The organism is Luteimonas sp. gir (assembly GCF_037198055.1).
Taxonomy (GTDB): Bacteria; Pseudomonadota; Gammaproteobacteria; order Xanthomonadales; family Xanthomonadaceae; genus Luteimonas; species Luteimonas citri_A.
On record NZ_JBBAXQ010000002.1, the window covers coordinates 407,673 to 430,231 of the forward strand.

Annotated in this window: 17 protein-coding genes; 9 read left to right on the forward strand and 8 right to left on the reverse strand. The window is 67.7% G+C overall.

Annotated features, from left to right (window positions below; genetic code table 11):
* Window positions 1–78 precede the first annotated feature (78 nt).
* The 3 genes from WAF18_RS05455 (at window position 79) to WAF18_RS05465 (ending at window position 4,869) form a co-directional block, all read left to right on the forward strand.
* Entirely contained in the window at window positions 79–1,809 is a 1,731-nt protein-coding gene (locus WAF18_RS05455; protein ID WP_337244226.1) for a S8 family peptidase, read from the forward strand.
* Window positions 1,810–1,942: 133 nt separating this feature from the next.
* Window positions 1,943–4,264, forward strand: coding sequence for a pre-peptidase C-terminal domain-containing protein (locus WAF18_RS05460; RefSeq protein ID WP_337244227.1), 2,322 nt, complete (start codon window positions 1,943–1,945; stop codon window positions 4,262–4,264).
* Window positions 4,265–4,464: 200 nt separating this feature from the next.
* Window positions 4,465–4,869: a hypothetical protein gene (locus WAF18_RS05465; RefSeq protein WP_337244228.1), complete on the forward strand. Its 405-nt coding sequence runs from the start codon at window positions 4,465–4,467 to the stop codon at window positions 4,867–4,869.
* A 16-nt stretch (window positions 4,870–4,885) separates the two neighbouring features.
* On the opposite strand, the gene WAF18_RS05470 is transcribed toward WAF18_RS05465, so the two are convergent.
* The 3 genes from WAF18_RS05470 to wrbA form a co-directional block, all read right to left on the reverse strand.
* Window positions 4,886–5,374, reverse strand: a complete 489-nt coding sequence (locus WAF18_RS05470; RefSeq protein WP_183427466.1) for an asparaginase domain-containing protein — start codon at window positions 5,372–5,374, stop codon at window positions 4,886–4,888.
* A gap of 109 nt (window positions 5,375–5,483) precedes the next feature.
* Window positions 5,484–5,831 (reverse strand): DUF2069 domain-containing protein, encoded by a 348-nt coding sequence (locus WAF18_RS05475; RefSeq protein ID WP_337244229.1) that lies wholly within the window; start codon window positions 5,829–5,831, stop codon window positions 5,484–5,486.
* Window positions 5,828–6,421 carry an NAD(P)H:quinone oxidoreductase gene (gene wrbA / locus WAF18_RS05480; RefSeq protein WP_337244230.1) on the reverse strand — a complete coding sequence of 198 codons (594 nt, stop codon included), beginning with the start codon at window positions 6,419–6,421 and terminating at the stop codon, window positions 5,828–5,830. The genes WAF18_RS05475 and wrbA overlap by 4 nt, the downstream gene beginning before the upstream one ends.
* A 114-nt stretch (window positions 6,422–6,535) precedes the next feature.
* Between wrbA and WAF18_RS05485 the strand changes: the two genes are divergently transcribed.
* Both WAF18_RS05485 and WAF18_RS05490 read left to right on the forward strand, forming a co-directional pair.
* Window positions 6,536–7,810, forward strand: coding sequence for a YihY family inner membrane protein (locus WAF18_RS05485; RefSeq protein WP_337244231.1), 1,275 nt, complete (start codon window positions 6,536–6,538; stop codon window positions 7,808–7,810).
* Window positions 7,807–8,361, forward strand: coding sequence for a TlpA disulfide reductase family protein (locus WAF18_RS05490; RefSeq protein ID WP_337244232.1), 555 nt, complete (start codon window positions 7,807–7,809; stop codon window positions 8,359–8,361). The genes WAF18_RS05485 and WAF18_RS05490 overlap by 4 nt, the downstream gene beginning before the upstream one ends.
* A gap of 39 nt (window positions 8,362–8,400) precedes the next feature.
* Here WAF18_RS05490 and WAF18_RS05495 read toward each other — a convergent pair whose 3' ends face one another.
* Window positions 8,401–9,816, reverse strand: coding sequence for a serine hydrolase domain-containing protein (locus tag WAF18_RS05495; protein WP_337244233.1), 1,416 nt, complete (start codon window positions 9,814–9,816; stop codon window positions 8,401–8,403).
* A gap of 85 nt (window positions 9,817–9,901) precedes the next feature.
* Here WAF18_RS05495 and WAF18_RS05500 point away from each other — a divergent pair, with 85 nt between their 5' ends.
* Together WAF18_RS05500 and WAF18_RS05505 are read left to right on the forward strand one after the other, a co-directional pair.
* On the forward strand, window positions 9,902–10,504 hold the full coding sequence (locus WAF18_RS05500; RefSeq protein ID WP_337244234.1) for a LemA family protein: 603 nt from the start codon (window positions 9,902–9,904) through the stop codon (window positions 10,502–10,504).
* Between the two features lie 85 nt (window positions 10,505–10,589).
* Complete coding sequence (locus tag WAF18_RS05505) at window positions 10,590–12,500, forward strand: M48 family metallopeptidase (protein ID WP_337244235.1); 1,911 nt, start codon at window positions 10,590–10,592, stop codon at window positions 12,498–12,500.
* A gap of 56 nt (window positions 12,501–12,556) precedes the next feature.
* On the opposite strand, the gene WAF18_RS05510 is transcribed toward WAF18_RS05505, so the two are convergent.
* Window positions 12,557–14,152, reverse strand: coding sequence for a GMC family oxidoreductase N-terminal domain-containing protein (locus WAF18_RS05510; RefSeq protein WP_337244236.1), 1,596 nt, complete (start codon window positions 14,150–14,152; stop codon window positions 12,557–12,559).
* Window positions 14,153–14,268: 116 nt separating this feature from the next.
* Here WAF18_RS05510 and WAF18_RS05515 point away from each other — a divergent pair, with 116 nt between their 5' ends.
* Window positions 14,269–15,615 carry an MFS transporter gene (locus WAF18_RS05515; protein WP_337244237.1) on the forward strand — a complete coding sequence of 449 codons (1,347 nt, stop codon included), beginning with the start codon at window positions 14,269–14,271 and terminating at the stop codon, window positions 15,613–15,615.
* Between the two features lie 16 nt (window positions 15,616–15,631).
* Here the strand turns inward: WAF18_RS05515 and WAF18_RS05520 are convergent, their stop codons facing one another.
* Window positions 15,632–16,045: a hypothetical protein gene (locus tag WAF18_RS05520; protein WP_337244238.1), complete on the reverse strand. Its 414-nt coding sequence runs from the start codon at window positions 16,043–16,045 to the stop codon at window positions 15,632–15,634.
* A gap of 73 nt (window positions 16,046–16,118) precedes the next feature.
* Window positions 16,119–18,602, reverse strand: a complete 2,484-nt coding sequence (locus WAF18_RS05525; RefSeq protein ID WP_337244239.1) for an acyl-CoA dehydrogenase — start codon at window positions 18,600–18,602, stop codon at window positions 16,119–16,121.
* Between the two features lie 180 nt (window positions 18,603–18,782).
* Here WAF18_RS05525 and WAF18_RS05530 point away from each other — a divergent pair, with 180 nt between their 5' ends.
* Window positions 18,783–19,403: a TetR/AcrR family transcriptional regulator gene (locus WAF18_RS05530; RefSeq protein WP_337244240.1), complete on the forward strand. Its 621-nt coding sequence runs from the start codon at window positions 18,783–18,785 to the stop codon at window positions 19,401–19,403.
* 137 nt (window positions 19,404–19,540) lie between these two features.
* On the opposite strand, the gene WAF18_RS05535 is transcribed toward WAF18_RS05530, so the two are convergent.
* The gene (locus WAF18_RS05535) at window positions 19,541–22,489 is read right to left on the reverse strand and encodes a TonB-dependent receptor (protein WP_337244241.1); all 2,949 of its coding nucleotides are present in this window, start codon (window positions 22,487–22,489) and stop codon (window positions 19,541–19,543) included.
* Between the last annotated feature and the right edge of the window lie 70 nt (window positions 22,490–22,559).

Consider the following 22,559-nt stretch of genomic DNA (forward strand, 5'->3'; position numbering starts at 1 on the left):
GGCCATCGTCCCTGGCGATGCGCCCGGCTCCGGCCCCGCGCCGCGGCTCCGGCGCGCCCACCGTTTCGGGGGTATTCCATGTCGAACACGTCCATTCCGTTCCGTCGCCTCCAGCGCCGCGCACTTGCCGCGGCCACGCTGCTGGCCCTCGCCGCGCCGCTGGCCGCGGCCCAAGCTATCGAGCGACTCGATCTCGCCGGGCTGCAGTCCGCCGAGCAGCATGATCGTTTCATCGTCAAATACCGGGACGGCAGCGCCGCGCAGGCGCAGCCGGCCTCGATCAACACGGCACTGGGGACCGTGGCCGGTCGCCTGGCCGTCGGCGGCGGCAAGCAGTTGCGACTCGAGCACCTGCGCCGTACGGCGGTCGGCGCCGATGTCGTGCGCACCAGCCGCAAGTTGGATCGGGCCGATGCCGAATCGGTGATGCGCCAGCTCGCCGTCGATCCCGATGTCGAGTACGTCGAGGTCGACAAGCGCAACCGCGTGTTCTGGACGCCCAACGATCCGCGCGTCAGCCAGCAGTACGGCTTCGGCACCGGCGCCGGGGGCATTCGTGCGACCACCGCCTGGGACGTGACCCGCGGTGCGGGCGCTGTCGTCGCGGTACTCGATACCGGCATCACCTCGCACAGCGACCTCAATGCCAACATCCTGCCCGGCTACGATTTCATCACCGATCCGGCAATCGCAGGCGATGGCAATGGCCGCGATGCCGATCCCAGTGACCCGGGCGATTTCGACGGCATCTATCCCTCGAGTTGGCACGGCACGCATGTCGCGGGCACGGTCGCGGCGGTGACCAACAACGGCGTCGGCGTCGCCGGCACCGCGCCGCTGGCCAAGGTCGTGCCCGTCCGTGTCCTCGGCCGCGGCGGCGGCTACGACTCTGACATCGCCGACGCGGTGATCTGGGCCTCGGGCGGCACAGTTCCCGGGGTGCCCGCCAACCAGAATCCGGCCGAGGTCATCAACCTGAGCCTGGGCGGACGCGGCAGCTGCGGCAACACGATGCAGAGTGCGATCAACGGCGCGATCGGCCGCGGGACCACGCTGGTCATCGCGGCCGGCAACAGCAATGCGAACGTGTCGGGCTTCTCGCCGGCCAATTGCGCCGATGTCATCGCGGTGGCCTCCAATACCAGCACCGGTGCGCGTTCGAGCTTCTCCAACTACGGCACCGGCATCACCATCTCCGCGCCCGGCTCGGGCATCGTCTCCACGCTCAACAGCGGCCAGACCACGCCGGGCAGCGAGAGCTACGCCTCCTACGACGGCACCTCGATGGCGGCGCCGCATGTCGCCGGCGTGGTCGCACTGGTGCAGTCGGTGTCCAATCCAGCCAAGACGCCGGCGCAGATCAAGGCCCTGCTGACCAGCACGGCGCGCGCCTTCCCGTCGACCCCGTCCCAGCCGATCGGCGCGGGCATCGTCGATGCGAAGGCCGCGGTGGATGCCGCGTCGGGCGGCGGCACCGGCCCGAACCCTGATCCAGGCGACGGCAGCCTGGTCGTCGGCACGCCGATTACCGGCCTGTCGGGCGGCACGGGAAGCAGCCAGTTCTGGACGGTCAATGTGCCGTCGGGCGCGACCAACCTCGTCATCGCGCTGTCTGGGGGCAGCGGCGATGCCGACCTGTACGTCCGGCGCGGCGCGCAGCCGACGACCTCGACCTGGGACTGCCGTCCTTACCGGTCGGGCAACAACGAAAGCTGCGCGTTCGCCGCGCCGCAGGCCGGGACTTACCACGTCCTGGTGCGCGGTTATTCATCGTTCTCGGGGGTCACGTTGCGCGCCGATCACGACTAGCGCGGCGGGGATGCAGGGCTCGGGGATAGAGGGCAGGCGACGCGCCGTGATCGTCGCGCGTGTCGCCGGCGGAGCACACCGGTCTTCGGCGTGCTCCGTTTTTTCGGTGCAATCCAACGAGGGGTAGAAAGGGATGAAGACTCTGATCGCAAGCCTCACCGCCGGCGCGTTGTCGCTCGGCATCGCGACGGCGGCGCCGCGCGACGCGCGACCCGCGGCGTTTGCCCACCGGCTGCCGGCCGAACACACGGTCGAACTCAAGCGCATGCCGGGCGTGGACGTCGCCCGGCTGCGCGCCGAGGACGCTCGGCAATCACGCACTCAGGGCCTGCGCCCGGTGCGGTTCGCCGCCCCGCTGGCCGTGGACCTGACGCCGGCCGATGCCGGCGACTGGGACGAGATCGCCGGCGGCAACCTCGTCTGGCGGCTGCGTGTGGAATCGAAGGATGCGCTGTCGCTGAACTTCGGTTTCTCCGAGTACCACATGCCCGAAGGCGGGCGCCTGCTGATCTATCCGGCGGGGCTGGACCGCAACGCCGACCCCGAGGCGATCCGCGCCTTCGACGCCGCCGACAACAAGCCGCACGGCGCGCTGTGGACGCCGATCGTGCCGGGCGACAGTGCGGTGCTGGAAGTCGTGGTGCCGAAGGCCAAGCTGCCCGAACTCAAGCTGCGGCTGACCAGCGTCAACCACGACTACGTCGGCTTCGGTCGGCTCGCGCGCGAAGGCGCGCTGGCACAGACTAAGGGCGTGTCGGGCAGTTGCAACGTCGATGTGGTCTGCCCCGACGGCGACGACTTCCGTGAGGAGATCCCTTCCGTCGGCGCGTACTCGCGCTTCGGTACGTTCTACTGCAGCGGCTCGTTGCTCAACAACACCGCCGGCGATCGCAAGATGTACTTCCTGACCGCGCACCATTGCAGCATGGGCACCGCGGACGCGGCGGCCAGCATCGTCGTGTACTGGAACTACGAGAATTCGACCTGCCGCACACCGGGCAGCTCCGCCAGTGGGGCCAACGGCGATGGCAGCCTGGCCCAGAACCAGACTGGCGCGGTCGTGCGCGCGACCCATGCCGGCTCTGACTTCACCCTGCTCGAGCTCGACACCCCGGCCGACCCGGCGTTCGCACTGAGCTGGTCGGGCTGGGACCGCCGCGATCTCGCACCGAGCGGCGCCACCGGCATCCACCATCCGCGGGTGGCCGAGAAGCGCATCACCCATTCCGACAATCCGTTGCGCGTCGAGGGCTACCTGGGCGCCAGTGGCAACAGCCATCTGTGGGTGCAGTGGAACCCGCGTGGCACCACCGAAGGCGGATCCTCGGGCTCGCCGCTCTACAGCCCCGAGGGCCGTGTGATCGGCCAGTTGCATGGTGGCTACGCCTCCTGCACGACGACCGGCGCCGACCACGTCGACTGGTACGGCCGGCTGTTCACCTCCTGGACCGGCGGCGGCACCGCAGCGACCTCGCTGGCGAGTTGGCTCGATGCGGGCGGCACCGGTGCGCAGTTCGTCGACACCCTGACCGCCGACGGCGGCGTGGCGCCGGGCGCGCCAACCGCCGACTTCACCTATGCGATCGATCCCGACACGCTGACCGTGACCTTCACCGACGCCTCCACTGCAGGCGAGGACGCGATCGACAGCCGGTCGTGGACGTTCGGCGACGGCGCCAGCTCGACCCAGGCCAGCCCGGTGCACACCTATGCCGAGGCCGGCACCTACACGGTGACGCTGACGGTGACCGACACCGAGGGCCGCAGCCACAGCCGTAGCGAGTCCCTGGAGGTTGGCGACACCGGTCCGGACGCAATCGCGATCGAGAACGGTGTGGCCGTTCCGGGCCTGAGTGGCGCGGCGGGCAGCGAGCAGCTCTATAGCCTGGTCGTGCCCGAAGGCGTCAGCGGCCCGCTGCTGATCACGACCTCGGGCGGCACCGGCAACGTCTCGCTATACGTCAGCCGCGACGCCGAGCCTGGCCCGGACGCGGCCGATTTCCGCTCCCAGCGGCCCGGCAACAACGAGTCGATCCGGATCGTCGACCCGGAAGCCGGCACCTACTACATCAAGCTGGTGGGCACCGCGGCCTTCGCCAACGTCAGGCTCCAGGCGCGCCATGCCGAGCCCAGCGACGGCGGCGGCCAGGGATCGCTGCGCAACGGCGTGCCGGTGACCGGCATCTCAGGCGAAGCGGGCAGCGCGCAGTATTGGACGGTGCAGGTGCCAGCCGGCACCATGAGCCTGGATGTGACGATGAGCGGCGGCACCGGCGACGGCGACCTGTACGTGCGCTACGGCGAGCAGCCCACGACCAGTGCCTACGACTGCCGGCCCTATCGCTTCGGCAACGAGGAAAGCTGCTCGTTCGTCAATCCGCAGCCCGGCACATGGCATGTGATGGTGCACGCCTACTCGGCGATTTCGGGCGTCACCTTGACGGCCGAGTACTGATCGTGAATGCCTGATCGGCGGCGGTTGCAGGCTGGGATGCCTGCAGCCGCCGTGGATCGAGCGTGCGATGCGGCGCCGGCGGCTGTCTGGCGGGGCAGTGCAGCATGTCGCGCAATCGTCTTGCGGCCTTCATCCCGGCATCGCCAGCATGAAGGCATGCTCGACCACGCCGCAGTCCGCGGTTTCGACAGGGCAGGGTCATGCGTCCGATCTCGATGGGCTACGCCATTCTGGCCGTGGCGGTGCTGTGCGCACCGGTCGCGGCGCTGATGGCCTCGCGTGGCCCCGACGCGCCCGCACCGCACAATGAGCCCGCCATGCAGCAGCGTTTCATCGTCAAGTATCGGGCCGGCACCGAGCCGGCGCGCGACCCGCACGCCGTGCAGGCGCACCTGGACCAGGTGGCCGAGGCCCTGCCGCAGACCGGCAAGGCGGCTTCGGCGCCGAAGCTGTCGTGGCTGCGCCGACTGGCCGTCGGGGCGGATGTGTTCTCGGTCGACCCCGCGCTCGATGCGGCCGGCACACGCCGCCTGCTCGAGGCGTTGCAAGCCGATGCCGATGTCGACTACGCCGAACCCGACGGCATCATGACCATCCAGCGCTGAACGGCGGGGCGCTTCCTCAGGCCACCGGCTCGAAGCGGTTGGCCTCGACATTCTTGCGGACCTTGAGCGGGTCCCAGATCCGGCCGTTCATCGCCACGTAGACCCCCGGTGGCTTGGACTGGACGGCCCCCACTGCGGTGCCGATATTGAATTCGGCGTCCGAGCCGCGGAAGCGCGCCGGGCTCAGTGCCCCGGTCAGCACGATGGTCTTGTCGGTGATCGAGGCCAGCACCTTCGCGGTCTCGACCATCGAGTCGGTGCCATGGGTCAGCAGCACGTGGCGTGCAGGCTGCGCGGCGATCGTCGCGCGGATCAGCTCGCGGTCGTCGTCGGTGATGTGCAGCGAATCCTTGCGGATGATCGGAATGACCCGGAACCGGAACGCGACGCCCAACTCCTCGAGCATGCGTCCGATCTGCGGTTCGCCGACCTGGTAGTCCGATTTGTCGTCGAAGTAGATCTTGTCGATCGTGCCACCGGTGGTGACGATCAGCAGCTCGTCCATTGCCATGACATCTGTGTGGAGTGGGGGGAATGATAGCGGGGCCGATCGTGACTGCGCGATCAGCGATCCAATGCTCGGCACGCGGTGCCCGGCCTTGCGCCGTCCCCGGTCATGCGTCGCCGCGCTTGCGCGAGAAGCGCGCGCGCATGCCCGGCAGGCTGGCCGAGAACACGACAATCAGCGACAGCGCGATGCCGGCCCAGGCAAAGTGCCCCTGCTCGGGCTGCGACCAGGCGTACATCACCCCGTGTGAGAACCAGAACAGCGCTGCAATGCCCGACCACAACGGCGCGCTGCGCGCGCCGCGCAGCACGCCGGCGAGCAGCAGCAGCGGCGGCAGTACGAATACCAGCAAGGCCGCACCGAAATGCGCATCGCCCCAGTGCCAGGCCAGGTACAGCAGCGCGATCGCGGCGAGCGCGCCGGCGAGCACGGGGCGCGAACCTTCGGCCTTCATGCCGCGAGCTTGCCGGCCAGCATCGCGATGCGCCGACCCAGCGCCCGGGCGAGCACGGCCTCGTCATCGCTCGGCTGCGGGTCGTCCTGCTGACCAGCGACGTGGCTGGCCCCGTACGGCGTGCCGCCGCCGCGGGTGCTGGTCAGCGCGGGCTCGGTGTAGGGAATGCCGGCGATCACGCAGCCGTGGTGCAGCAGCGGCACGAGCATCGTCAGCAGCGTCGCCTCCTGGCCGCCATGCTGGGTCGCGGTCGAGGTGAATACCCCGGCCGGCTTGCCGACCAGCGTGCCGCTCGCCCATTCGGCGCCCAGGCCGTCGAGGAAGTGCTTGAGCGGGGCGGCCATGTTGCCGAACCGGGTCGGGCTGCCAAGCAGCAGGCCGGCGCACTCGGCCAGGTCGGCGCGTTCGACGTAAGGTGCGCCGTCCTCGGGCACCGGCGGCGCGGCGGCCTGGGTGATGGCGGCGACCGGTGGCACGGTGCGCAGCCGGGCCTGCATGCCGTCGACTTCGCCGATGCCCCGCGCGATCTGGCGGGCGAGGCGGGCAACCGAGCCGTTGCGGCTGTAGTAAAGAACGAGGATTTCGGGCATCGATCCGATCTGCGGTGCAGGACGTTCAGTGTGACAGGCCCAGGCGGCGGTGTCCGGCCGCGGGCACCGGGACCCTCCGCGCTGCCCGCGTCATCGCTTTGCTACGCTGCGCCGATGGAACCGCTCGACACCCTGAGCCGCTGGAGCGAGCGCATCACCGACCGCGCACGGGCGCTGTCGTTCGCGCGTTTTCTGTGGCGGCGCTTTCTCGACGACCGCTTGTTCGAGGCGGCCGGTGCGCTGGCCTTCACGACTGTGTTTGCGCTGGTACCGCTGTCGATGGTGGTGTTCGGCGTGCTGACCGCGTTCCCCGCGTTCGGCCAGTGGCGCGACCAGCTCAGCGATTACATCTTCTCCAACTTCGTGCCCAGCAGCGCGCGCGCGGTGGAAGCGGTGCTGCTGCAACTGTCGGCCAATACCGGGCAACTGACGACGATCGGCGTGGTGGCGCTGGTGATCTCGGTGTTGGTCACGCTGCTCAGCATCGAGGGCACCTTCAATCGGATCTGGCGGGTGAAGTCGGCGCGGCCGACGGTCGGCCGCTTCCTGGTGTACTGGACCGTGCTCACGCTTGGCGCGCTGATCGCGACCGCGAGCCTGGCGGTGTCGGCGCGGTTCTTCGCGCTGGAGATCTTCAGTACCGAGTCGGGGCGCTGGTTGCGCGGCGCGATGTTGTGGGCGGCGCCGATGCTGATCGAACTGGCGGCATTCGCGACGATCTTCCGGGTCGTCCCGCACCGCACCGTGCAGTGGCGGCATGCGTTCGCAGGCGCCGCGCTGTCGGTGCTGCTGTCGGAATTGGTGAAGTGGGGCATCGGCCTGTATCTGGGCAGCTTCAGTGCCTACGAAAAGATCTACGGTCAGATCGCGTTCCTGCCGATCTTCCTGCTGTGGGTGTATCTGGGCTGGGTCGCGATCCTGCTCGGCGCCTCGTTCGCGTCGTCGATCTCGGCCTTCCGCTATCAACCGGCGCACCTGCGCCTGCCGCGCGGCTACGAACTCTATGGCCTGCTGCGCATGCTCGGCCGCTTCGCCGAGGCGCGCCCGTCCGGGCGCGGCCTGCACAGCGACGAGATCCAGGCGCTGGAGCCGATGCTGACCGACGCCCTGGTCCAGCAGATGCTCGCCCAACTGGAGGAGATCCAGCTGCTGCGTCGCGCCGAGACCGGCGAATGGCTGCTGGCCCGCGACCTCGACGGCCTGAGCCTGGCCGAGCTCTACGAAGCCTGCCATCTGCGCATCCCGATCGAGGAAGCGCTCCTGCCGTGCCGCGACGACCCTCTGGGCGTCGCCGCGTCGGCCGCCCTCGACGACCTGCGCATTCCCTTGCGCGACCTGCTCAAGCGCCGGGTTGCCAGCGTCTACGCCCCACCGGAGACTTCCGCATGATCCGCCGCCTCGTTCCCTGCCTCGCCCTCGCCGCTGCCCTCGTCGCCTGCCAGCGCGGCGATGAGGCTGCCGCCCCGGTCGACGATCGCGCCGCGGCCACGCCTGCTGGCGATACCGCGCCGGCATCGTCGCGCGAGCAGCCGGCGCTACGGGTCGAGACGATCGACGGCGGTACGTTCGATCTGGCCGAGCACCGCGGGCAATGGGTCGTCGTCAATTTCTGGGCCACCTGGTGCGCGCCGTGCCTGAAGGAGATGCCCGAGCTGTCGGCGCTCGATGCGATGCGCGAGCATGTGCAGGTCGTGGGACTGGCCTACGAGGACACCACCGCCGAGGATCTGCGCACGTTCCTTGAGGCACGCCCGGTGGTCTATCCGATCGCGATCGTCGACACCTTCGAGCCGCCGGCCGATTTCGAGACGCCCAAGGGCCTGCCGATGACCTATCTCATCGGGCCCGACGGTCGGGTGGTCGAGAAGATCCTCGGGCCGGTCACTGCTGCGAGACTCGAGGAACTGATCGCGCAGGCGGGCGGGCCCGCAGTCGGCTGAGCTGCGCGACGCGCCCCGGCACGTGCCGGGGCGTCGGGATCATTCGGGCGTGGCGGCGGCGCGGTACGTGGTGCTACCGCCGCTGGGTGCATGCGTCGGTGCGGGACTGCGCTGGGCGTGCAGCAGCTCGATGTTCGGGTCGACGTCGAGCCAGCGCTGCGGCGGCAGGCCGATGGCGCGGTCGAGGATCGTCGGCATCAGGCCGGACGGCAGGCTGCTCTCGCTGTTCCACAGCACGACGATGCCCAGGTCGCGCTCGGGCATCATCGCCATCAGGCCGCGGTAGCCCTGCACGGCGCCGCCGTGGAAGACCACGCGCTCGCCCGAGTAATCGAACACGCGCCAGCCCAGCCCGTAGCCGGCCGCCTCGAGCCGGTCGCGACGCCAGGACGAGTTGCGCATCTCGGGTGGGGTGCCGACGATCGGGGCCTGCAGCGTCGCCAGCAGCGGTGCAGGCAACACGTCGGGGCGGTGCCCGGTCTGGCCGAGCATCCACTGGGCCATGTCGGCGATGCTGGCGTTGACGCCCGCAGCCGGGGCGAGCCGGTAGTAGGTCGGCTTGGGCATCAGCGAGGTCCAGCCGCCGCCCGCGCGCACGTGCGGCTTGGCCCAGCGCGGACTGGCCTGGATGCCCTCCAGGCCGTAGCTGGCGTCGTTCATGCCCAGCGGCTTGAAGATCCGCCGCGACACCGCCTCGCTGAAGAACTGGCCGGAAGTCGCGAACACGACGTCGCCGATCAGGCTGAAAGCGACGTTCTGGTAGGCGTAGCAGTTGCCGGGCTGGCAGGTCATCGGCGCGGCCGAGAGCCGCTGCACCAGATCGTGATAGTCGGCGTTGCGCTCGATGTCGCGGTCGTAGGTGTTGCGGCCCAGGCCGACGCGATGGCTCAGGACGTCGGCGACGGTGAGCTGCTGAGCGGCCGAGGGATCGGAGAAGCGCAGCGACGGCATGTAGTCGACCACATGGCTGTCCCAGCGCAGTGCGCCTTCGGATACCAGCAGGCCGGTGATGGTGCCGGCGAAGGACTTCGACAGCGAGGCGAGCCGGAACACGGTGTGCGCATCGACCGGCTCGGCCGACTTGACGTCGGTGATGCCATAGCCGCGCGCGCTCAGCACCTGGCCGTTGTGGACGATCGCCATCGCCAGGCCGGGCACGCGCTGATTGGCGACCAGGTCCTGCGCCATCGCCTCGAACAGCGCAACATCGAAGCCGCTGGCCAGAGGCTTGGGCTGGCGCACCGGCATCAACGGCTCGGGCTTGACTGCGTCCTCGCGGCTGCGGGCCAACGGGCGTTCGTTCAATGGCACCACCGAGGCGACCTCGGCAATGTCGTCGGCGGCTTCGCTCTCCGCAGGCGGGCTCTGCGCCGCCGAGCCGAGCGCGGCGGGCAACAGCAGACCGATCAGGCCGATCCGGGCGAGCGGGCGACGAGCTGGATGTCGGCTTTTCATCGGGCCTTCCCCCTGCGTATGCTCCGGCGATAGCGGGGATGATATAGCGCGTCAAATCCGGTTTGCATGAACAAGGGGAAGTTTGATGGGTAGCCTGCTGATCCTGCTGGCTTTTATCGGTGTGCTCTTCGCACTGGTCCTGTGGGGTGTGGGGATCTACAACGGGCTGATCACCGCCCGCAACGCCTACCGCAACGCGTTCGCGCAGATCGACGTGCAACTCCAGCGGCGCTTCGACCTGATTCCCAACCTCGTGGAGACCGCCAAGGGGTATCTGCAGCACGAGCGGCAGACGCTCGAGGCGGTGATTTCCGCACGCAGCGCGGCCCAGGCCGGACTCGCAGCGGCCAAGGCAGCCCCCGGCGACCCGGCCGCGATGGGCAGACTCGCGCAGTCGCAGGGCGCGCTCGACGGCGCGTTGGGCCGGTTGCTGGCGGTGTCGGAAGCCTACCCCGATCTCAAGGCCAGCCAGACCATGCAGCAGCTGACCGAGGAACTGACCAGCACTGAGAACAAGGTCGCCTTCGCGCGCCAGGCCTACAACGATGCGGTCATGGCCTACAACAATCGGCGCGAGGTGTTCCCGTCGAGCCTGGTCGCCAACAATTTCCGCTTCCGGCCGGCGGCGCTGCTCGATATCCCCGCCGATCGCGCCGAGGTCCGCGACGCGCCCAAGGTGCGCTTCTGAGCCACGGAGAGCGGGGTTTGCGCATCGGGGACGGGGCGAGGCGTGCCGCCTGTCTGCGGTCCCGTTGCCCTGATCCCGGGCTGCCATGAACTTCTTCGAACGCCAGGCCCAGGCCAGACGACAGTCGACATGGCTGGTCGTGCTGCTGTCGCTGGCCGTGATCGGGATTGTCGGACTCGTCGACGCCGCGGTGTGGTGGCTGATCGGACCGCACGTCAGGACGCTGGCCTGGGCGACGGCGCTGACGGCCTGCACGATCGTGATCGGTTCGCTGTACCGCATCGCGACATTGCGCGGCGGTGGCGACCGGGTCGCGCGCCAACTCGGCGGCACGCCGGTCGTTGAGGACACTCAGGACGTGCAACTGCGCCGGCTGCGCAACGTCGTCGAGGAGATGGCGATCGCATCGGGCATCCCAGTGCCGAAGATCTACGTGCTCGAGGGCGAGCCCGGCATCAATGCCTTCGCCGCCGGCTACGCGGCCTCCGATGCCGCGGTCGCGGTGACCCGCGGTGCGCTCGACCGGCTCAACCGTGACGAACTGCAGGGCGTGGTCGCGCACGAGTTCAGCCACATCCTCAACGGCGACATGCGCTTGAACGTGCGGCTGATGGGCGTGCTGTTCGGCGTGCTGATGATCGGCGTCGCCGGCCGCAAGGTACTGGTGTACGGGCGCCATGCGCGTTACAGCCTGGTCGCTGCATGGATGGGGCTGGCGGTCGTGGCGATCGTCGTTGGCAGCGTCGGTACGTTCTTCGCGCGCATGATCAAGGCGGGCGTGAGCCGCAGCCGCGAGGCACTGGCCGATGCCTCGGCCGTGCAGTTCACGCGCCAGACCGCCGGCATCGCTGGCGCGTTGAAGAAGATCGCGGGCACGACAGGCGGCTCGCGCTTCGAGCGCCGCGACGCGGCCGAAGAAGCCAGCCACATGCTGTTCGGCGATGGGCTGGGCCTGCGCGGGTGGTTCGCCACGCACCCGCCGCTGCTGCAGCGCATCCAGGCGCTCGAACCGGGGTTCGATGCCGAGCAGCTGACGCGGCTGCAGTTGCAGTGGTGGCAGTCGCCGCCTGACGGGCTGGGAGAGGACGCCGCGCTGGGCCTGCTGCCCGCGGCGCAGGACTTGCCGCAAGCCGGCGGCTCGATGGCGCTGGACCCGCGCGTGGTCTCGGCGCAGGTCGCCCAGCCGCACCAGGACGATTACGCGCGGGCGCATGCGCTGGTGTCGGCGATCGGTGACGACCTGCGTGCGGTGGCCCTGCATCGGGACTCGGCCATGCCGCTGCTGCTGGGACTGCTGCTCGACGACGATGTCGGCGTGCGTCGCCTGCAGCACGACGCGATCTCGAGCCGGCTCGGCCAGGCCACCGCGATCGAGGCCGATCATCTGCGCCAGGCCCATCTGCGCACGCTCCACCCGATGTTGCGCCTGCCGTTGGCCGCACTCGCCTTCCCGGTGCTGCGCCGGCAGACGCGGCCAGCACTCGCCGCGTTCCTGGACACGGTCCACGCGGTGGTGCATGCCGACGACCACGTCTCGCTGTTCGAGTACTGCCTCGGGCGACTGCTGAACGCGCAGGTCCGCGAGGCGCTCGCGCCGGCGCGCCATGTCCGCTTCGGGCGTCGCAAGCCTGGCGACGTCAAGCAAGAGTTCGCGACCTTGCTCGCGGTGGTCGCGCAGGCCGGCCATCCCGATGATCCAGCGGCGGCCCGGCGCGCTTATCTCGCGGGCATGCTGCGGGTGTTACCGGGCGACCACTTGCCGTACGCGCCGCCGGTCGCCGGCGTGCAGGCACTCGATACGGTCTGGGCGCCGCTCGACGCGCTCGACCCGTTGGCCAAGCAGGTGATGGTCGAGGCCATCACCGCGGCCGCCAGCCACGATGGCCGCATCGGCGTCGCCGAATCCGAACTGCTGCGCACGATCTGCGGCGTGCTGCACTGTCCGCTGCCCGCCGCGCTCGAGCCGGCGCCGGATCGGCTGTTCGGTGCTGCCTGATCAATTCTGCCTGAGCAGATCTGCCGGACCAGGCCTGCTGGATCAGGCCTGTTGGATCAGGCCTGCTGGATCAAGGCGGTGGCGCGTTCGGCGAGCATGACCACCGGCGCGTTGAGGTCGCCGCCGGGCAGCGTCGGCATGACCGAGGCATCGACGACGCGCAGGCCGTCGACCCCGCGGACCCGCAGTTGCGGATCGACGACGGCCTGCGCATCGGTGCCCATGCGGCAGGTGCCGGCCGCACGATGCACCGACTCGGCCTGGTCGCGCACGAATGCGACGAGGTCGCCGTCCGAGGCGTGCTCGCCCGGGGGCAGCGGCGCGCTGCGGATGCCATCGAAGGCGGCCTGCGCCAGGATCGTGCGCGCGATGTGGGCGCATTCGACCAGCATTCGCAGGTCGACGCCTGCCGGATCGGTGAGGTAGCCGGGGTCGATCCGCGGTCGGTCGCTGATCCGGTTGCCGGTCAGGCGCACGTCGCCGCGGCTGCGCGGCCTCAGGGCGCAGGCGCGCAGGCTGCAGCCCGCATCGAGCGACCGCGCGTCGTGCGCATCGACCTGCGCCGGCGCGAAGTGGAGCTGGATGTCGGCGCGGTCGTCGCCGGCGAGCGGCGAGCGGAAGAAACCGCCCGCCTCAAGCCCATTGCTGGTCCCCGCGCCACGCCGGCCGCGCACGAAGTAGTCCCAGGCCATCGCCGCCTCGCGCATGCGGCTACGGCGCGGGGGCGTCTCGCTTCTGAGCGCGATGCGAATGCCGAGGGCAGCCTGCAGGTTGCGCCCGACATCGGGCGCGTCGTGCACCACCGGCAGTCCATGCCGGCGCAGCGCCATCGCTGGGCCGATGCCCGAGAGCATCAGCAGTTGCGGCGAGTTGATCGCGCCGCCGCATAGCAGCACCTCGCGCGTCGCCGGCTGGTGGAACGCACCGCGCGCGCTCGCGTAGACCACGCCCGTCGCGCGGCCGTGCTCGAAGGTCACCCGGTTGACCCGCGCCCCGGTCACGATCGTGAGGTTGGGCCGCGCCCTGGTCGCGCGGTCGAGATACGCGGTCGCCGCCGAGCAGCGTGCGCCGTCGCGCTGGGTCACCTGGTATAGCCCCACACCGAGTTGGTCGGGGCCGTTGAAATCGGCATTGGCCGGCAGCCCGGCCTGCTGCGCTGCCTCGATGAACGTCCGCGTGTGCGGGTCGACATGGCGCAGCTCCGAGACCGTGAGCGGCCCGTCGCCGCCGTGCAACGGATCGCCGCCGCGGACATTGCCTTCGGCGTGCCGGAACCACGGCAGCACGTCGCGCCAGGCCCAACCCTCGGCGCCGTGGGCGGCCCAGTCGTCGTAGTCGGCCGGGGCGCCGCGGGTGTAGCACATCGCGTCGATCGCGCTGGAACCGCCCAGCACCCGTCCGTGCGGCCACCGCAGGCTGCGTCCGCCGAGCTGTGGCTGCGCCGCGGTGGTGTCGTCCCAGGTCAGGCCACGGCCGGGGAGTTTGGCCGCCGCTGCGGGCATGTGCAGGAACGGGTGGGTGTCGTTCGGGCCGGCCTCGAGCAGCAACACCCGGACCTGCGGGTCGGCGCTGAGCCGGTGCGCGAGCACGCAGCCGGCGGCACCGGCACCGACGATGATGTAGTCATAGACGGGCGGGGGCGTTGGGGGCATCGGATGCGCGGGCAGGGCGGGGCGACAAGGATAGGCGTGCGCGGTGTCCGGCGCTGGCGGTGGCCGGGAGCATCGGCTAACGTGCGCGTCGACAGCCGCCCCCCGTACGTGTCCCGATGACCGACGTTGACGCCGATGCTCCCCACGGGCGCGGCCAGTTCCGGAGCGCGCTGCGCGAATCGCCGCCGTTGTGGTGGGCGCTGCTGTACTTCTTCTGCCTGCTGTGCGGCTACTACGTGCTGCGCCCGGTCCGCGATGCGATGGGCGCCTCGACCGACGCGGTCGCCATCTTTCCTGGCTTCATGCTCGACTGGGCTGCCACGCGCGGCATCGCACTGGGCGAGTTCACGCTGCAGGTGCTGTTCACCGGCACGTTCTTCGTGATGCTGCTGTTGCAGCCACTCTACGGCGCGCTGGTGTCGCGCTTTCCCAGGCGGGTCTTTCTGCCGGTGGTCTACCTGATCTTCATCGCCTGCTTGCTGGCGTTCCGGTGGGCGTTCGACAGTGCCTTGCCCGGGCGCGGCGCGCTGTTCTTCATCTGGATCGCGGTGTTCAACCTGTTCGCAGTCAGCGTGTTCTGGAGCTTCATGGCCGACGTGTTCGACGATGCACACGCCAAGCGCTACTACGGATACATCGGCGCAGGCGGGACGATCGGCGCATTCCTTGGCCCTTTGATCACGACGTTGCTGGTCGGGCACATCGGGGTGCAGAACCTGCCGCTGATCAGCGCAGGCTTTCTGGCCGTGTGCTTGCTGTGCATCCTCAAGCTGCGGGCCTGGGCACGCCGCAACGAGGCGCGCCGCGCTGCGCACGACGAGCGCGCGATCGGCGGCTCGGTCTGGGCCGGGCTGAAGCTGATCGTCCGCGATCCGTTGTTGCGCGGGTTGGCGCTGCTGATGTTTTTCGGCGTGGGCGTCGGCACGCTGCTCTACAACGAACAGGCGGCCATCGTGCGTGCGTCGTATGCGACCGCCGAGGCAGCCACGCGCTATTACTCGACCATCGACTGGGCGGTGAACGGGCTGACGATCGTCGTCCAGTTGCTGCTCACCCGCTGGCTGCTGCGCCGGTATGGCGTGGCGCCATTGCTGCTGCTGCCGGCCTGCGCGATCCTGATCGGCTTCTCGCTGCTCGCCGCCTCGCCCTATCCGCTGCTGGTGGCGGTGGTCCAGGTCGTGACCCGGGCCAGCGAGTTCTCGCTGTCGAAGCCGGCACGCGAGACGCTCTACACCCGGGTGGACCGCGAATCGCGCTACAAGGCCAAGGCGGTCATCGACACCGCCGTCTATCGCGGCGGCGATGTGACCTTCGTGTGGGTGCACAAGGCCTTGGCCGTGCTGGGCTCGCAGATGGTGTTCCTGGCCGGCGTGGGCATCGCCGCGGGTATGCTCGCCGGTGCCTGGCGCGTGGTCCGCGCCGAGCGCCGGCTCCCCGATCGCGGGCAGGGCCCGGTGGTCTAGCTGCGCGCGATGGCGCTCAGCCCGACACGAATCCTCGCACCGCCAGGGCGGTGAACATCAGCGCGCCGAGCAGGAACAGCGCGCTGAGCACATGCACCAGTGGGTGGTGCACACGAAGCCAGACGAACTGCAACGTCAGCCGCAGCCACCAGAAGGCCGCCATGCCGGCGAGCACGGCGTGACCCAGCGGCGTGGAGGCGAGCGCGCTCGGCATCGCCAGGCACAGCCACGCGACGCCGGCGAAGACCAGCACGAGTTGCGCATTGGCGATCTGCAAGATCGCGCGGTTGGCGACCGTCGTCGTCTGCACCGTGCGCGGCCAGCCGAACAGGCGCCAGAACGCGACGTGGAAGAGCGCAAATGCCAGGCTGTGCACGCCGCAGGCGATCAGCAACGCGGCGTCGAAAGCGGGCAGGTTGCTCGATGGCATGTGCGGCTCCAGATACGAAAACGGGCACGGCCTGTAGAAAGACCGCGCCCGTTCGGGCTCGCAGCTCGCGGCCTCAGGCCGCTTCGCGGGATCCGTCTTCGCGGCGTCGTGCGACCAGGTCGCGATAGCCGGCCGAGCGCAGCTCCTCGGGGTCGAAATCGTCGACGGTGATCGTGTCGAGCGTCAGCGCGCGTAGCTCCTCGAGCAGCGCACGTTCCTCCGCGCTGATATGGCCCTCGCGCACCGCCTCGTCCAACTGGGCGTCGTAGTCCAGTGCCTCGATGCCCTTGCTCTTGAGCGCTTTGAGGAACTTGCGCTCCACCGGCTCGGCCGCGACCGCCTTGGCGAGGTAGCTGGCGATGCGGCCACCGGGATTGTGCTCGGTCGGCTGCAGAAACACACCGTCGGCCAGTCGCTCGCGCGCATCGTTGAGGCTCATTAGCAACGCCGCCACACGATGCCCCAGGCGGTCGCCGGGCGCCTCGGCGCGGCGGCCGAGCGGGAAGATCAGCGCCCACATCAGCCAGCCGACCGGACGGATCGGGAAGTTGCGCAGCGCCGCCGACAGCGCGGTCTCGATCTTGTGCACGCTGTCGTGGAACGCCCAGGCCAGCAGCGGCTTGTCGGCTTCGGGCGCCCCCTCGTCGTGATAGCGCTTGAGGATCGCGCTGGTCATGTAGATGTGACTGAGCACGTCGCCGAGCCGGCCCGACAGCGACTCCTTGAACTTCAGCTTGCCGCCGAGCATCAGCATCGACACGTCGGCCATCAGTGCGAGGTTGGCCGAGTAGCGGTCGAGCTTGCGGAAGTAGCGCCGGGTGTAGGCATCGCCGGGCGCCGCGCCGATGCGCGCACCGGTCAGGCCGAACCAGAACGAGCGCACCGCATTGGAGATTGCGAAACCGATGTGGCCGAACAGACTGCGATCGAACGCCTCCAGGCCAGCCGCGGTATCGGGGTCCTGCGCGGCCTTCATCTCCTTCATGACCCACGGATGGCACAGGATCGCGCCCTGTCCGAAGATCAGCAGGCTGCGCGTCATGATGTTCGCGCCCTCGACGGTGATCGCGATCGGCGCGGCCTGCCAGTTGCGGCCGGCGAAGTTGCGCGGCCCCAGAATGATGCCCTTGCCGCCGATCACGTCCATGACATCGCTGATGACTTCGCGGCTCATCGTCGTGCAGTGATACTTGGCGATCGCCGACGGCACCGACGGCACATCACCCCGGTCCACCGCGGCCGCGGTGGCCTGCGACAGCGCGCTGATCGCGTAGGCCTTGGCGCCGATGCGCGCCAGCGCTTCCTCAACACCTTCGAAGCGCCCCACCGACAGCCCGAACTGCTTGCGGATGCGCGCATAGGCGCCGGTGATCACCGCGCCGGCCTTGGCGCCGCCGCTGGCCGTCGACGGCAGCGTGATCGAACGGCCGACTGCCAGACACTCGTTGAGCATGTTCCAGCCCTTGCCGGCCATCTCGGCGCCGCCGATCAACTGGCTCAGCGGAATGAACACGTCCTTGCCGCGGATCGGGCCGTTCTGGAACGGCGAGTTGAGCGGGAAATGGCGGCGGCCGATCTCGACCCCGGGGGTGTCGCGCGGCAGCAGCGCCAGCGTGATGCCGATGTCCTGGGTATCGCCGATCAGACCCTCGGGGTCGTACATGCGGAAGGCCAGGCCGATGAGCGTCGCGACCGGGGCCAGCGTGATGTAGCGCTTGTCGAACGTCAGCCGCACACCAAGCACGTTGGCGCCGTTCCACTCGCCCTTGCAGACGATGCCGTAGTCGGGGATCGAGGTCGCGTCCGAGCCCGCGAACGGACCGGTCAGCCCGAAGCAGGGCACTTCCTGGCCGACCGCCAGGCGCGGCAGGTAGTAGTCCTTCTGCTCCTGGGTGCCGTAGTGATTGAGCAGTTCGCCAGGACCGAGCGAGTTCGGCACGCCGACCGTGGAGCTGACCACGCTTGAGACCGAGGCCAGCTTCTGGATGACCTTGTGGTGCGCGAGTGCCGAAAAGCCCAGACCGCCGTAGGCCTTGGGGATAATCATCCCGAAGAAGCGGTTCTCCTTGATGTAGGCCCACAGCTCTGGCGGCAGGTCGGCATGGACATGGGTCAGCTCCCAGTCGTTGACCATCGCGCACAGCGTCTCGACCGGCCCGTCAAGGAAGGCCTGCTCCTCGGCGGTGAGCTGCGGCTTGGGGTAGTTCAGCAGAATGTTCCAGTTCGGATCGCCGGTGAACAATTCGCCTTCGAAGCCGACCGAGCCGGTTTCCAGCGCGATGCGCTCGGTCTTCGACAGCGGCGGCAGCACCTTGCGGAAGAACGTCAGCAAAGGCGCGGTGATCAGCGCCTTGCGGACCGGCGCGATCAGCAGCGGAACCGCGATCAGCGCAACGACCGCGGCCGCAACGACCGTCGCGGTGGCATTGGCCCCGAGCAGCCAGCAGGCCAGCAACAACGTGATGGTGATCGCCGCCCAGTAAGCGAGCCGCAACCGGTGGTAGGCGGCGAACGCGCCGGCTAGGAGGAAGGCGAGGAAAGGGATCGCAACGCTCATCATGGACTCCGACAATCGGCGTGGCAGGCAGGAAGGCGACAGCTGACGTCGCCCGATGGGCCGATCTTGACCGTACGGTCGAGTATGGTAACGCGAGCGACCGAAGTCAATGCTGCGCCGCGGCGCGTCTTCGCAACGTCGATACTGTTGCCGACGCAGGCGTATGGATAGACTGTGGCAATGAGTAAATCCGCTTCATCGCCCGCCGCGGGCACCGCCCGGACCGGCACCGCTGCGACCGAACGCCAAGGACGACTGAGCGCCGACGACTGGGCCCAGGCGGCCCTGGACCTGATCGCCGAAGCCGGGGTGCAGGCCGTCGCCGTCGAGCCCCTGGCCCGCCGGCTGGGCGTGACCAAGGGCAGCTTCTACTGGCATTTCCCGTCCCGCGACGCCTTGCTGCAGGCCGCGCTCGAGCGCTGGGAGAATGTCGAGCAGGAGGCGCTGTTCGGTGCGCTCGAGTCGATGCCCGACGCGCGCGAGCGCCTGCGCGCGCTGTTCCACATGGTCGCACGCGAGTACAAGTCGCACGTCATCTATAGCGCCCTGCTCAAGGCGCAGGATCATGTCACGGTGCAGCCGGTCATCGAGCGCGTGTCCAAGCGTCGCCTCGACTACCTGACCGCGTCCTTCCGCCAGGCCGGACTCGGCCGCGAGGACGCCCAGCACCGCGCGCGCCTCACCTACGCCGCCTATGTCGGCTTCCTGCAGTTGAACCTGCAACTGCACCAGGCCCGCATGCAGCAGGAGGAGTTCGACGCCTACGTCGAGCACCTGGCGAGGACGTTGGTGCCGAGGTGAGGGCGTCCGCCATTGTGTGTTGCTGGATGTAAGGCGACAGCCGCCATTAAAAGGCATCTGAAAATGAAAAAAAACGACGGCCCCTTTCGAAGCCGTCGTTCTCCATATCTACACTGGACTGAATCTAGGGATTGGACTCAGAAGTTCTGCTGGTAATTGAAGTAGATGAACCTGCCGGGGATCAAGTACTGCGCATCAAACGTATTCGAGAATGCGTTTGACGACAGAGGCGGTTCTTTGTCGAACAAATTACGAACGCCAGCGGTGATCTTCGAGTTCCACGGGGACTTCCAACTCGCCTGGGCATGCGTGTAGGTAACGCCGCCGAAGTAGTTGGTGGGTGCTCTACGAGGAACCCCGATAACTGTACTCGAGCCGGGGACAAACTCGTACTGGTCCACAATGCGGTCGGGGTCCGAACACATATTCACGAGAGCCAAATACTGGGGATCCACAGCGCCCAGAGCAAGGGCTGTGTCGCGGAACATTGTGCAGCTCTCACGGACACGACTACGATACTCCAGCGTGACCGAGGCATTGAAATCGGCGTACTGCCAATTTGCAGTCAGGCTGGAGCGCAAGCGGTGACGCGGAGCGCCAGCCGACGAGTTTCCCGCCACGGTGCCGACTACATTGCCAGCGGATATGCGGCCATCGCCGTTGAGCTCCCCGCGCTGGATCTGACCCACGTCACCGAAATAGGTCACGTAAGTGTTGTCCATACGAAGCTGGAAGTTTCCAAGTCGAGCAGTCTCGAACCGATAGGCGGCACCGAAGTCGAAGCCTTCCGTCTCCAGGCCGCCAACGAAGTTAGTGTTCTGGGCCATGATGGCGGAAACTTCGCCGATATTGCCGTTGACCGCGCCGGCGGTATCACGAGTGATCAACGAGCAACTGTTGAGGTTGAGCTGCTGGTAGCACTCATTGAGGATCGTCTGCGCGGCTGACGCTCCGACGGCATTGCGTATGGTGATGTTGTACCAGTCAACGTACGTATCGAAACCGGGAAGCCATTGCGGTGAGTAAACCAATCCAAGTGTCTTGGATACGGAGGTTTCAGGCTGGAGGTTAGTGTTACCGCCGGTGGTTGCGTATGTTTGAGACAGGCGGGAGACAAAGCCCTCCGGGGCACCTGTTGCGCGACACAGTTCGCGAGTCGCGGCACTGGATTGGAACGTCGGATTCGTCGCGTTGCAGGGATCAGAGAAGGAAGGTCGGCCCGTCGCCGAACCCGCAAACAACTCCGAAACAGAGGGTGCTCGGAAGCCTTCACCCCAAGAGCCTCTAATTAGGAGGTCATCCACCATCTGCCAGCGGAAGCTGGCTTTGGGGTTGGTGGTGTCGCCGAAGGTGGAATAGTCCGAGTAGCGGCCTGCAAGCGACAACTCGAGCGACTTGGCCAAGAACGCATCTTTCACCAGGGGTACTTGCAGTTCAAGATACGCTTCGTCGACGCTGTAGCTACCGCGCGTCGGTAGGAATGGGTTATCGCCAAGCACCAGCCCGGCGGCGGTCAACGGATCGGGTTCACTTGACCCGAACTCCTTTCGGTGCTCGAGGCCAAATGCGAAAGCCAGCATTCCGGCAGGAAGTTCGAACAGCTCGCCACTGAGGTTGGCGGTCGCCGATTCCAAGGTGGACTTTTGGACATTCTTTGGATTGACCGCAATCCAGTCGAACATGTCCTGCGTGAAACCTGCTGGGCCACCCAACACATTCATGGGGACGCAATTGGCGATAATTTGAGTTGGGGTTCCGCAACGTGCGACGCCGGTGCTGTCGATAAACGAGGGGCCCGTCGCCTGATTGACGCGCGTGGAGAAGTAGAAACCGTTCTTGGGCTGCAATTGCTTATTCTGAGAGTAAGAGTAGCCAACGTCCCAGTTGAAGAAGCGCTCGCCAATCTCGAAGAAGCCATCGAGTCCAGCACTGAAACGCCAAGTGTCTTGTTCTTGCCCGTACAGTCGCGGGAAGTTTGTGGGGCGGAAAGCGGCGCCGATGATATCGACGCCGAAGGGATTGTAAATGCTGGCCGAGGAGATCGTCAGCGGGGACAGTGGTTGAGCCGCCAGCTGAGCCTCGCCAGTGCGATTGGTGTAGAACACGTCGCTAGTGAAGCGGACGGCGTCGTGCAATTGGTAGCCGACTTGGCCGAAAACGGAGTAGGTCTTCTGCGGCTGAACCAAGTAGTTGTCTGGCGCAAAGTTGTAGCCATCGGTGAGGAAGTTGAACGGCCGAAAGTCGGACTGAGCTGCTGGGGAGCAGACCTGGTTGGGTAGACAGCCTGGGTTCGATGGGTCGAGAATGAGGTTGCGTCCCGCAACCGTAAAGTTGCCATACGGGCCCACCGGGCTCGCGCGGCCCGGTGCCGATACCGTGGACGGGAAGCCATAAAGCGGAACGGCAGAAATATCCCGATCTCCCGCGGATACTGAATCTTGTTTGTTGTAAGACAAGCTCAGCAGGCCGGAGAAGCGCTCAGTCGACCCGCCGACCGTGAAGTCGTAGGACTCCCGGGCGCCATCACCCTGTGAGTATTGGCCGTAGTTTGCGTTGAACTGCGCGCCATCGAAATCTCGGCGGGTCTGAATATTGACCACGCCACAGATCGCGTCCGAACCATAGAGAGCTGAGGCACCGTCCTTCAGGACTTCGACCCGCTCAACGGCAGCGAAGGGAATCGAATTCAGGTCCACCGAACCGCTGAGACCGTTGTCACTGACCCAGCGCCGGCCGTTAACCAGTACCAACGTCCGGTTGGCCGCGCAATTACGAAGATTGACACTGGAGTTGCCGCTTGTGTTGCCGTTGTTGGTGTTCAGGCTGAGGGACGGACCGTTAGCGCTGATCTCGCGGAGTACGTCAGAGACCTGGTTGAGACCCGTAGCCTCCAGTTCCTGCCGGGTGATGGACAGGACAGGTAATGCGGCCTCCGATTCTGAGCGCTGAATGCGGGATCCCAGGACCTCGACACGATCTAACGTTTGTGCTTCCTGCGCGCTGGCTGTTGTAGCTGCAGACGTCGTCGCACCGGCAACCAGCGCAAAGGCAATCGCGCCGCCAAGCTTTGTGGTCTTCAACTTCATTCCTCTCTCCAAGTCAGTCTTGGGATTTCCCCAGGGGAACCCGCCGCAGGCGTCAAGCGAAACGCCAAAT